The sequence below is a fragment of the Streptomyces sp. HNM0645 genome (assembly GCF_030056615.1).
In the GTDB taxonomy this organism is placed as follows: Bacteria; Actinomycetota; Actinomycetes; order Streptomycetales; family Streptomycetaceae; genus Streptomyces; species Streptomyces marianii.
In genome coordinates this window covers 9,695-21,422 of the sequence record NZ_JASHLT010000078.1, presented here as the reverse complement: position 1 = coordinate 21,422, position 11,728 = coordinate 9,695, and the positions used below count along the sequence as shown (strand labels likewise).

The following is an 11,728-nucleotide window of genomic DNA, read 5'->3' as shown; positions in this document are numbered from 1 at the left end:
CCCGCCTCGCTCCAGGGCCCCGACCAGCCGTCCTCCACGTCCTGCACTGGTCCACCTGGCGCCGCCGACGCCAGCACCAAGCCCGCATCTGTCACTACAAACGACGAGGCCACACCCCACCAGAACCCAAACCACCGTCACACCAAAGACCGTTGCAGTATTAGGTGATGGACCATCCCACGGAGAAGGAGGTGTGGATCCCGCGCGAGCGCAGCCCGCGGATGTGGGCTGGGAACGCTCTGGCAGCCCCGGCGCTGTCCGCACGGATGAGGATGCTGGTGCCGTGGCGGGGGCGTCGGGGAGCTGGGCGAGCACGGTGATGTGGTTCTCGGCGGTGTCGGCCGCGACGTTGCCGGACCGCAGCAGGCCGGCCAGCGCCTCGCCCCAGGGCGGCGTCGATGTCCGGGACCAGACCCGGCAGTTCGTGTCCGCCTGCACGGGAGGCCGGTATTGCCTCCTGCCTCTCGTCGGCTTGCTACCAGGCGACCTCGCAGGCGGTGGTACGGGCCGCGCGCAGAGCGCCGAGTGCGGCCGGATCGATGCACGCCCGCAGTAGCCACGCGGTGGGATTGGACGCGACCGGGCCGAACACCTCGGCTTGGTCCCGCAGCAGGGCCAGGTCGGCGATCGCCTCCCCGCCGTCGGCCGGGGAGACACCGCCAACTCCACTGCGATCCGGCCCGGGGCGTGACCGGTGCCGCGCGGTCGCAGTTGGCGCAGCTCGTCGGTGAACGTTGGTCAGGTCGGTGGCATCGGCGAGATCGGACAGCAGACGGGCCGGCATGACTGACCACCCCGCGGCCGTCGGCTGATACGACGAGCTTGGGACGTCACCCGGTAGCGTGCACGCAGAAAGTGCCTTCCTGCTGTGGTGACAGAAGCCCGGGAGAAGCCTCATCATCCCAGCTCAGACGGCACTTTGGCGTCTCCGCTCAAGGCCCGGACACCGCCGCAATCGAAACGGGAGGCCAAGGGCTTGCAGGGAATCAAGGTGTTGCTTCCCGCGCTGGGGCTCGTTGGGGTGGTATGCGCATCCCGGACGAGACTCAGGCCCGCGGTGGCGGACTCCTGCTCGCAGCGCCCGGCGAGGTAGTGCCAGGTGTCCCCCGCGTACGTCAAGTCGGGGTGGCGAAGGCCGAGAAACACCCGGCCTTCGCCGTCCTGAAGGTGGAGGTGGACACCGACACCGTTCAGCACGGTCCGGCTGTGCCCCCGTCCCACGGGGGAGCGGTCACGCCGGCTCGTCGCTCGGGGGGTTCTCGGCCGCGTGCCGTTTGATCAGGTCCCGGGTCGCGGGGCTCAGGCGCAGCCGGTCCAGTATGTCGGGGGTGAACCACCGCAGGAGCACTCCCTCGTGCAGCCGGAGCCGGTCCGGGTTACCGCGCCACCGGCCCGCGAAGACCCGGATCGGAACGCTGAGGCCTTCGACGCTGGTGGCGGCTTCCACGGCGTAGGGCTTCAGGTCCTCGAGGAGGAGGTCGGGCACCTCCTCGGACAGCTCCCGCAGCAGCGTGCCCTCGATGCTCTCGTCGGCGTGAGTGCGACCGCCGCCGAGAAGGGCGAACGCCCCGGGCTGCCAGATATCGGGCTTGTGGTCGCGCAGATGGAGCAGGTAGCGGCCGGCCCCGTCGTGGATCAGCACGGACGCGTTCACCGGCTCAGGCTGCCCGTCCAGCTGCGCCGCAAGGAGTTTTGCGCGCAGCGTCGACGAGGTCACCTCCGGTAGGGCCAGCCATCGGGCGCCGGACACCTCCTCGTCCTGCAGGGTGACCTTAGGCGGCTCCTCGCCGGCGAGGTAGAACGCGTAGCGGAAGTCGTAGTGCTGGTGGGCTGGTTCGCCCTTGGACGGGCTGGCGGCGATGTCGTGGACGTCGATGTCGATCGGAGAGCCGAGCGTCTGCCGGGCCAGGCACAGGGCGCCCGGCGCGATGCCGGCTCCCTCCGACACCTCGCGCAGCGCTGCGGCGAGCAGCGTGCGGTCGCTGGGCTCGACGTGTCCGCCGGGGGCGAGCATGAGGCCGTCGGTGGCGCGGTGCCGGATGTGCAGGACCCGGCCTTGGCGGTCGACGACCACGGCGCTGCAGGTGATGTGCGTGGGCAGCGTCGTGCGAGCGGTCACGTCGTTGGGCCTTTCCAGCGCGGCGAGCAGCCCGGCCAGGGCGTTCCGCTCGTTCGGGTGGCGGTTGAGTTACACCTCGACGGTACTGCGGATCGCGGAGGGGCTGGGGGGCATGAGCGTGGTCTCGCCTTCGGGTAGGAGGCGGTACTGGCGGCCGGGCTGTGGTACGGGCGCTGGTGATCAGCTCGCTGTCTCGTGGTCGGACGGTCGGGTGCCGCGGGGGCCGGGGAGCGTGCCGGCCTCGGGCGCGAGTCCGTACTGGGCGGCCTGTGCGGTGAACATCCCCTGGTAGAGGCCGCCCTCGCGGTCCATCAGGTCCTCGTGGGTGCCGTCCTCGACGACGCACCCCTGATCGAGGACGTAGATGTGGTCGGCCTTCATGGTCGCGGCCAGCCGGTGGGTGACGAGGACGACCGCGTGCCCCTCTTCGGCCAGGGACCACAGCCCCTCGAACGCGGCGATCTCCGCATACGGATCCAGCGCGCTGGTCGGCTCGTCGACCAGCAGGAACGGCGCCTGCCTGTACCGAGTTCGAGCGGAACCCAGCTTCTGCCACTGCCCGCCCGAAAGCTGCACGCCCCGCTCGTAACCCTTGAACACGATCGAGTCCCACCCGTGCGGCAGTCCCTCGATCAGGTCGAGCACGCCCGCGTCCCCGGCGGCCGTGCGGACGCGGCCCATGTCCCGGGGCCGGTCGCCGGCGCCGATGGCGACGTTCGCTGCCGCCGTCATCTCCCAGCGCGGAAAGTCCTGCGCCAGCACCCCGACCGCTGCGAACACGTGGGCGCGATCCGCCTCACGTAGCTCGACCTGCTCGCCCGGTTCACCCGACCACCACACGCTTCCTCCGGTGGGAAGAAGCAGGCCGGCCAACACCTTCGTCAGTGTGGTCTTCCCCGAGCCGTTCGCGCCGACCAGGGCCGTCACCTTTCCCCGGGGGATGCGCACGCGCACACCCTTCAGAGCAGGGGAGTCCGCTCCCGGGTAGGTGAACGACACGTCCTCCGTCCGCACCTCCCGCACCGGCGTGGGCAGCGGAGTCCCGGTGAGGGGAATCGCGTTCTCACCCGCCACCGTGATGGCGTCCTCGGTGTCGGTGAGGAACAGTAGCTCCTCGTACAGCCGGTTGACCTGCTGCACCAGCGACGTGAGGCGTGCTGTTGAAGTGCGGATGGCGATCACCGCGGTCCCTCCGACAGCAAGCGGCACTCCACCCGTCGACAGCAGCCACCACAGCACCCCGTAGCAGGCCAGCGACGCCACACCGGCGAACGCGCCCGCGACCAGATCCGTCGAGGCCTGCGCCCGGGCCAGACGCCGCTGCTCCGCCTCCGTCTGCCGGGACATCTCCTCGTAGCTGGACAGCAGCTTCGTACCGGCGGCGTGCACGCGGATCTCCCCGGCGGCGTGCGGCCGGGTCAGGTAGGCCAGCAGGGAGGCGATCGCCCGCCGGTGGTCGACCCAGTTCATACGCGAGAGGTAGTCACGGCGCGCGGAGCGGACCGCGCCCCACCCCTTGGGCAGGGCGATCGCCAGCAGCATCGGCAACAACGCCCAGTGCAGCGCCGCGAGCACGACCGCGGCCGCCGCCATGCCGATCACCACGTTGCCCACGCCCACCGACAGCCGGAGCATGCTGCGGGCCGAGTCGGTCCCGAACCTCCCCGCCTCCAGGATCCGCTGGACCTCCGGCCGCTCGGTCGCCTCCACCTCCACACCGGTGACGGCCGTGTAGTACCGGGACGAGACCGCCCGCTCCACCTGCGGCTCCAGTCGGCCCGACATGGCCGTCGACCACGCCGACAGCACCGCGGTTGCCACCGCCGCGACCGCGAGCACGGCCAGGGACGGCAGTGCCTCGCGCAGCTTGCCCGCGGTCGGACCGTCGGCGAACAGCTGTGTGAGCACGCTGTTGACCGCCACCAACCCCCAGCCGGCCGTCACACCCTGTCCGAGCTGCGCCGCCATGAGACCGGCGAGCGCCCGCCGGTCCGTCTGCCAACCGGTGCGCAGGACCATGCCGACCATGCGGGGAAGCGCGGCCGCCATGTGCCCGAACTTCAGCCGGGTCAGGGGGCCTTCATGCCGGACGTAGGACTGGTCGTAGCGCAACCGCCCCCCGTACAGCTCCCGCTCGGCGTCCGAGATGCCGTCCGGGACTGGGGCCTCTGGCGAGTTCTTGATTCCGTCTCCAGCTGGATCGGCTGTCGTCAACGTGTTCCCCCTTCGTGGGCATGGTGATGGTGTCGGTACGTTCAACGACGCCGCCGCAATTTCGAACACATGCGCTTTCGGACGCTTTGCGTTCCCCGGGATCCAGCGGTTCTCCGAACGTGCGCAGTGCACGGACCCTTGCCACGTAAGAGCACACTGGCGGTGGGGGATTGGCCGAAACGCCGATGCTGAGGCACTGAGGATCTGCGCGGTCAGTCAGGCCCGGCGCAGCGCCATGGCCGCGTTGTCGGACATCCGCCTCCGGGCCCTGTGGTCGCAGGCGCGTACCTGGCGGGCGTGGGGCGGAGGGAGGCGTGGTCCCCACCACCTGTCGACCGAACGTCGGCCACGATCCGTCAGTGAAAGCCGTGGCCCCGCCCCGAGACCGCCCCGGACACCGACCGGGCAGATCGCGGCGCACTTCGGGGGCCGGGCCTGCGCCACGGTCCGCTCGCCCTCGTCGGCCACGTCTTCGATGACCGGCCAGAAAAAGCCCCGAAAGCACTGATTCCTAATGTCGTCTGTCAAGCCGTGAGGGCCGTTGGCGGCGTGAGCTCGTAGCACCGTCCGTCGCGCAGGAGGCGCCAGGTCTTCAGGGCGGCGATGGCGGGTTCGACGAAGGTCAGGATCTTGGCGTGGGACCGGTTGACGGCCTGCTGACCTGCGGAGAGCTTCTCCCAGCGGCCCCGGCAGGGGACACGGACGGCCTTCGGCTCCTCGGTAGCCCTTGTCCGCCCAGCATTTGACGCCGGCCTCGGCGAGAGCGTCGATGATGCCGTGCTCGCGGGCGGCGCGGATGTCGTGGATCGCGCCTGGCCGGGCTGGTGAGGCCCACAGCAGCCGGCCCGCCGGATCCGTGAGGATCTGCACGTTCATGCCGTGCTTCTTGTGCTTGCCGGAGTAGAAGGGCCGGTCCGCGGCAGTCCGGTCGGTTGGCAGCAGCGTTCCGTCCAGCAGTACGAACGCCTTCGATGATGCGGTCCGTACTGCTTCGGCAAGGCTGGGAGCGAACGCGGCCAGGACCTCCACGGCCTCGGCGATGTACCGGTAGGTGGTCGTGGTTCCTATGCCGAACCCGGCCGCGGGCTGGGCGCACGGGTGGCCCAGGCGCAGGTGGGCGAGCGCGAGCAGGGCCTGTCGGCCGGCGTTCGGCCGACGCCATCGGCTACCGATCGCGCGGCGGCGTTCACGGAGACGGGCGGTGAGGGGGAGATGAGAGCTGGACAGGTCCAGTCCGGACGGGTAGACAAGCACGTGAAGCCTCTGGCGGAACGGGTGATCTTGGTCGTGAACCCGTCTACCAGGGGCTTCACTCGTCTGTCACATCAACTGCCGGGCTGCAACAGCAGGTTGGAAAAGGCTCACTGCTTCATCACGACGTGATACGCGCCCTGGCAGACGCCGGTCCGCGAAATCGTGAGTAAACAATCCCCCGCTCCATCGCTGTTACTGGAAGACGGATCGTCCGGCGAACGCGAGGGAGTACTTCTGATGCAGGAACCGATGGTGTTGGCGGCCGCCGTGGGCGTGGCCGCCGCCATGCCGAGAATCCTGCTGTTCTGGCTGATGTCCAGAGAGCGGCGGCGTATCATCGGCGTCCTCACGGAGGCAGGGGACACGGCCCTGGTCCTGGACCATCATGGGCCGGGCCGGGCCAGGGTGATGCTGCTTCCGGGCCGGTGGGACGCGAGGGGGAGCCGGTGACTAGGCGGGCGAGCACACCAGGATCAGTTCACAGGCGCACATCGGCGGCGGCGGGGACGGCCGAGTCGTTCGACAGCTTCTTCGCACGGTCGTTCCCCGGCATGACAGCGAAGGCCCTACTGTTGTGCGGACACCCGCAGGACGCCGAGGACGCGGTTCAGGAGGCGTACGCGGCGGCCTTCGTCCGTTGGGAACGGCTGCGCCACTATGACGCTCCCGACGCCTGGGTCTACCGGATCGTCCGACAGCGCCTGTGGGTGGTCGCACGCGACCGGTCGCGTACCCGACCCACCGAACCGGGCACGCTGCAGACTCCACCCTCGGCCGGAGTCGAACAGACGGTGGAGGCCCGCGCTGTTCTCACCGCGCTGGCCCAACTGCCCTCCCGGCAGCGAACCGTGCTGGTGCTCAACTGCCTGGAGGGCATGACCCAGGAGGCGATCGCCGGCGAACTGGGCCTGACCAGGGGCGCGGTCGCGTCCAGTGTCTTCAGGGCCCGCGCCAAGCTGGGGAGGGCGATTGGCATGTCGGACGGGACGGGCGCTGGGAAGGGCCGACGGACAGGGCGTGAGAGGCACGACGATCCCGGCCTGGTGCCCTCGCAGGCGCAGGCGCAGGCGCAGGCGCGGCTTCGGGAAGGGCCGACAGGCTCCGTCGACCCCGTCACCGTGGCCCTGTGGCGAACCGAGCTGTGGCTGCGGGCCGCTGTCGCACGATCCGGGCTGCCGGCCCGGCAACTGGCTGCCGTACTCACCTCTTCGGCGGACACCGACGCCGCTGAAGCCGAAGGAGAGGGGGGGTGAGCCGGTTACGCCGCGTGCTGCGGTCGGCCGGCGCGCTCGCACTGGTGATCGGATTCTATGCGCTGGCCGTCGTCCTCATCGGCGGGTACGCGGTCTTCGGCGTGGTGATGTCACACGTGGTCTTCGACCCGGAGGGCGAGCTCGGCCTGTCCCTGCTGCCTGCGCAGATCTCTTTCGCAGTCGCCGCCCTGGTGATGGTCGCCCAGCTCGTCATGGGCATCGGTGGTGGGGCCGCCCCGCGCCGCGGAACACTGGCGGTGGGCACCGACGATGCTCTGGGCCTGTGGGAGACCGTCTGGGACCTGGCCGAGCGAACCGGGGCGCCCGCACCGACGGAGATCCGCCTGACCATGGAGGCCAATGCCGCGGTCAGCGAGCAGGCGGGCGCCCCGGGCAGGGCCCGGGAACGTCGCCTGTACGTGGGACTGCCGCTTCTGGCCGGACTGAGGGCCGACGAGCTCCGCGCCGTGCTCGCCCACGAACTCGGCCACTACGCACAGCGGCACACCCGCTTTGCCGCGACGGTCTACCGCGGGGCGACCGGTCTGGACGCGGCGCGGGAGGGTTACGCCAAGACGGAGCTCGGAAATCCCATCGTCACCGTTTACACGGGTTTCCAGCACCTGACGCTGGGGCTGTACGCCTGGGTCTACAACGCGCTGTCCTTCGCCGTACGTCGCCGACAGGAACTGGAGGCGGACGAGGCGGCCGCAGCGGTGGTGGGCAGGGACGCTGCCGTCCGGGCCTTGACGTCCACGGTAAGGGTCGCTGCCGCGTGGGAGGACTTCCGCTCGCAGGTGCTGACTCCGATGGCGGAACTGGGGCGTCTACCGGACGACCCGCTGCGTGCCTTCGCCGCCGCCCTGTCCGGTCCGGAGTGCGCCCGGACCGGAGCGCGGCGGGTGGCGGAGGGTACGCGGCACCCGGTCTCCGCGCGTCATCCGTTCGACTCGCACCCGCCCCTGGAACAGAGGTTGGACGCGCTGCGGGCGCTACCGGCAGGGCGGGCAGAGCCGGATCAGCGCCCTGCCCACTTCCTGATCAACGAGGACGGTGTCCTTCCGGACGGAGTGCTCGCCGCGTTGGTCCCGTCGCCACGGCCGCCCGGCCGTGAGCGTCTGACGCGGCCCTGGTCCGACTGGCTGACGGAGGCGGCGGAAGCCCGGGCGGTGCGCGCCGTTGAGGAACTGGACGCGGCGGTGGGGCTCATCGCCCTTGCCCGCCCGACGACCGGTGGCGTCCTGGACCTGCTGACCGGTGCGCGCGGTGGCGAACTCGTCGACGCGCTGCGGGACACGGGCTGGGGCGAGCGGTGGCAAGCCGCACCCCTGCGCGTCGACCAAGGAACCGGAGCCGACGGGGGACGCCGGGCCGGTGAGAGCTGGTGGGTGCGGCACATGGCCGACCGATGGGAGGAGCGGGGCGAGACCCCGAGCAGAAGCCACGGGCGGCAGGACCGTCACAGCGTCGGGGAACAACGGGCGGCCGACGACCGGCGGGCGGTCCTCGCCCTGGAACTGCTGATCGGACAGGCGCTCGTGGCCGCGGGCCGGGCCCGCTGGACCTTCTGCATGCACGGCCCCGGCCGGGTCGTGCCCGAAGGGCCGTCGGCGGCCGAAGCGCTGGAGCTCGCCACGGCCGCGCTGACGGACCCGGACAGCGCTGCCCGGCTACGCGCTCGTCTGCTGCTCTGCCGGGTCCCGCTCGAGACGCAACTGAATGCGGCGGGTCCGGACTCTGCCCTGCGAGTTCCCGCCGAGTCCGCGGGCGTGAGGTCGGAAGGAAGGCCGGCACGGCCTGCCTTCCCGGTGGCCGTGTTCCTCATGGCGTTGGTCGCACTGCTCCTGTTCGCACTGCGCTGGGACCTGGTGAACCAGCAGCGCTCCCGGCCGTCCCTGCCGGATCGGTATCCGCCGGCGGCGCCGCCCTTTCAGTCCACCTGCCCGCCCGGCCACCTCGCCTACGGTGACCTGTGCGTACGGATGCCGACCGCAACCCCGACCGAGGGCGTGTAGGCGCGTTGCCTCGCGGTCAGGTCTGGACCGTCCTGGACCGGTGCGGTCCGGGACGGCTGCGGCACCCGTCGACGTGAACCGTATAGCGGAACACCCGGATCCACAGGACGCCTCGGCGGCGGGCAAGGCCGACCACCTGCATTCAGCACGGGCGATGTCCGACCGGACTGCCGAGGACTCACGTGCCGAGTGCCGATGGGTGAGGTGGACCGCCGCGGCGCCGACGGCGATGAGGGCGCACGCGAGCACGGCGGCCGCGAGGTCCGGTCGGCCGTCTTCCGAGCGTTCGCCATCCGGATCAGTGGTGGTGGCTTCGGTGGCGGTCGTGGTCGTCATGGACTCGGCGAGGATCTGGGCCCTCGTTGCGTCGGCCGCGGTCGCAGGGTGGTGACTGTAAGACGTTCGGCCCTGTCTCGATTCGGGGGAGCGTAAATCCAACGGCGGATCTCACGGGAGAGAAGTCAAGCGACTCATACCGCCGTTGAGTTGGAGACCGTGAAGCTTGCCGAGAGTGCCCAGTCCGGGCCGCCTGCGCCCGTGTTCGACGAGCAACCGGTCGCGATCCTGGTGGAGCGGGCCCGGTCGGAGGGGCCGCAGCTGACCGGGCAGTGGGCTACTGCAGCAGCTGACCAAGCGGGTCCTGGAGTCTGTGCTGGAAGGTGAGAGCGCCGATCACCTCGGCTACGAGAAGCACGATGCCGCTGGCCGGGCCAGCGGCAACTTCCGCAACGGGGGCCGAGCCAAAACCGTGCTGACCGACGTCGGGCCGGTCGAGGTCAAGGTCCCGCGTGACACCTCGGGCACGTTCGAGCCGCATGCTGACGTAGTCGCAGAATCGTCCTGGTCCGTAGCGTTCGGCGAGTTCCTTGTAGTCCCGCGGCAGCGGCATGCCGAGGTCGGCCTCGACCGTGTCCCAGCGGATGTTCATGGGCGGGCTGGGAGGCGGGCGGAGTCGGGTGAGTGATGCGAGGTCGGTGACATAGCCCACAGCGCAAAAGCCCCCGCTCAGACGGATCATCACACAAGATCGGCAGGGTGCTATGGGCCGCTGACATCGCCGCAGTTGTATCTCGGTCATTCCGCACACTGCACAAGAATCCAGGACTGCCACATGCGGACTGTGCTTCCTCGGCCGCATGGCGCGCGGAAGGCGGCGTGGCGGACGGAGCGGCGCCACGTGAAGCACTGTGTGCGCGGATGGGTGCCGCCCGGCGGCAAGGTGGAGCCGGGCGAGGCGCCGCGTGCGGCGGCGGCACGAGAGCTGCTGGAGGAGACCGGCCTGCGCAGCGACCTGCTGCCCGAGCCCGCAGCCGTGGCGGTGCGTTCCTACCGGGCCGACTGGTCTCCGACGCTGGGCCTGTCCTATGCCGCGGTCGTCGGACGCGACGTACCGCTCGCCGGGGAGCAGAACCAGCCGGCGGCACGGTTCCGTCTGGACGCCGACTGGACAGCGTCTTCCTCGATGACCGCGAGCGGATCCGTGCGCACGCCTGCCGTCTGGCAGCCGGCCGGGCGGTCGGCTCCCGCTGAGGTAGGCCCCTGGTCGCCGTTCACAGGACGGCCTCGATCCGGTCGAGGCCGGCCGAGGGCAGGGTGACGAGCTCAAGGTCGTGAAGGAAGCGGCACCACACAGGCTCCAGGTCGGGATCGCGCTCGAACTCTGCACGGTCCAGGCACCCGTTGGCGTACGCGGCGGTCCGCAGCGTTTGCTGCTGTAGCTGGTCGGGGTGGATTCCCCGAGGGGCGCGGACCTCCCGGGGCGAGGGACACAGCGACCCGGAAACCTCAGCCTGGAAGTTCCACCAGCGGTGGCCGACGTGACCGCTGGGTGTGCGGAGGCAGTGGTTGGGCCGACACTGGTCCAGCAGCGGGTGCAGGTGGGTGACGGTGAGATCGATCCTCTTCGGTGACCTCGTTGCGTGCGGTTTGCACCGGGGCCGCCATGCTGGTCGACGTGGCCGGCGACCGGGGCGATTCCGGCCGGAGGGTTCGTCCGCTCGAACACAGGGAGGCCGCTCGGGGAGGGAGATCAGTACCCCGACGTTTGCGTGGTCGCAGGGGGAGGTCTCTGCTGCCGAGTGCCGAGGCGGCCGGGGTCATGCGGCGGCGTCCGGTCGTTGGGCGACCACGACGAGCCAGCTCTTCACGGTCGGGGCGTCGGGGGTGGTCATGGCCTATGCGGTGTCGAGGATCTGCATCCGCTGGGCGTAGGTGAAGTCGCCTTCGGGGCGCGCGAAGACGGGGATGGACAGCCACGCCTTCTTCTCGGAGCGAGCGCGGACGGTCGCCGAACGCCTCACGGCGGACGGAACGGTGGCCGCGGCCGTCGGCCCGACGACCGCGGCGGCCGGGGCTGCGGTGGCGGAGCTGTACGAGCAGGCGCGGACGGCCAAGCTCCTCGTCAACGTCTCGAACGGCAACACCTTTCATGTGTCCCAGCACCGCACGATGGCGGTGACCAGGGCGGGCGAGGATGTGTTGCAGGCGGCCCTGATCGACCACCTCACCCGGGAGGTGAAGGCCACCCGTACCGCTGTGATCGACGACCGGGCGGCTGGCCCGGCCGGATGGGCGTGGGTGAGCGGACTACGCGCCGCCCCGTCCAATGAAGGTAGGGTGGCGGTGCATTCGTCGACGCGGGCACGGCCGACTTCGCACCCGCCATCCGCGAGGCCCTGGCGGCCCGCCCCCAGGCGGTCGTCCACACCGGCACGTCGCCCGGCCGAGCGGCGGCCTGCGCCCGCGAGCTGGCCCGCCTGGACTTCACCGGCACGCGGGCGGGCGTGTGGCACGTGATGACTCCGACTTTCCTCAGCGGGGGCGGGCCGGGCGGCGGAGGGCTTGGGTGTTCAGCTCCCCCTTCACCGCCTCCG

The 11,728-nt window shown here is 70.7% G+C and carries 8 protein-coding genes and 2 pseudogenes; 5 read left to right on the top strand and 5 right to left on the bottom strand.

Translation table 11 applies throughout. The features are described 5' to 3' along the window. Positions 1-475 precede the first annotated feature (475 nt). The 4 genes and pseudogenes from QMZ92_RS34345 to QMZ92_RS34330 all read right to left on the bottom strand — a co-directional run bounded on the left by QMZ92_RS34345 (position 476) and on the right by QMZ92_RS34330 (position 5,587). Positions 476-784, bottom strand: coding sequence for a hypothetical protein (locus QMZ92_RS34345; RefSeq protein ID WP_283301642.1), 309 nt, complete (start codon positions 782-784; stop codon positions 476-478). Between the two features lie 447 nt (positions 785-1,231). Beyond that, positions 1,232-2,119 carry an NUDIX hydrolase gene (locus tag QMZ92_RS34340; RefSeq protein WP_283301640.1) on the bottom strand — a complete coding sequence of 296 codons (888 nt, stop codon included), beginning with the start codon at positions 2,117-2,119 and terminating at the stop codon, positions 1,232-1,234. Between the two features lie 180 nt (positions 2,120-2,299). Then, complete coding sequence (locus QMZ92_RS34335) at positions 2,300-4,231, bottom strand: ATP-binding cassette domain-containing protein (RefSeq protein ID WP_502962205.1); 1,932 nt, start codon at positions 4,229-4,231, stop codon at positions 2,300-2,302. A gap of 626 nt (positions 4,232-4,857) precedes the next feature. Further along, positions 4,858-5,587, bottom strand: a pseudogene (locus tag QMZ92_RS34330) (transposase family protein). Positions 5,588-5,824: 237 nt separating this feature from the next. Between QMZ92_RS34330 and QMZ92_RS34325 the strand changes: the two are divergent. The 5 genes and pseudogenes from QMZ92_RS34325 to QMZ92_RS34305 all read left to right on the top strand — a co-directional run bounded on the left by QMZ92_RS34325 (position 5,825) and on the right by QMZ92_RS34305 (position 10,452). Then, on the top strand, positions 5,825-6,037 hold the full coding sequence (locus QMZ92_RS34325) for a hypothetical protein (RefSeq protein ID WP_283301638.1): 213 nt from the start codon (positions 5,825-5,827) through the stop codon (positions 6,035-6,037). A gap of 101 nt (positions 6,038-6,138) precedes the next feature. Then, complete coding sequence (locus tag QMZ92_RS34320) at positions 6,139-6,840, top strand: RNA polymerase sigma factor (RefSeq protein ID WP_283301635.1); 702 nt, start codon at positions 6,139-6,141, stop codon at positions 6,838-6,840. After that, entirely contained in the window at positions 6,837-8,855 is a 2,019-nt protein-coding gene (locus QMZ92_RS34315) for a M48 family metalloprotease (RefSeq protein WP_283301633.1), read from the top strand. Before QMZ92_RS34320 ends, QMZ92_RS34315 begins: the two co-directional genes overlap by 4 nt. Before the next feature lie 537 nt (positions 8,856-9,392). Next, a pseudogene (locus tag QMZ92_RS34310) lies at positions 9,393-9,669 on the top strand (transposase); the annotation flags it as partial. Between the two features lie 363 nt (positions 9,670-10,032). After that, a complete protein-coding gene (locus QMZ92_RS34305; RefSeq protein ID WP_349307794.1) occupies positions 10,033-10,452 on the top strand; it encodes an NUDIX domain-containing protein in 420 nt (139 codons plus the stop codon). A gap of 577 nt (positions 10,453-11,029) precedes the next feature. Here QMZ92_RS34305 and QMZ92_RS34300 read toward each other — a convergent pair. Beyond that, a complete protein-coding gene (locus tag QMZ92_RS34300; protein ID WP_283301631.1) occupies positions 11,030-11,260 on the bottom strand; it encodes a hypothetical protein in 231 nt (76 codons plus the stop codon). Positions 11,261-11,728 lie beyond the last annotated feature (468 nt).

Excerpts from the sequence above, each read along its gene's own strand:
- QMZ92_RS34345 (WP_283301642.1), bottom strand. The coding sequence starts at position 784 with ATGCCGGCCCGTCTGCTGTCCGATCTCGCCGATGCCACCGACCTGACC.
- QMZ92_RS34320 (WP_283301635.1), top strand. The coding sequence starts at position 6,139 with ATGACAGCGAAGGCCCTACTGTTGTGCGGACACCCGCAGGACGCCGAG.
- QMZ92_RS34325 (WP_283301638.1), top strand. The coding sequence starts at position 5,825 with ATGCAGGAACCGATGGTGTTGGCGGCCGCCGTGGGCGTGGCCGCCGCC.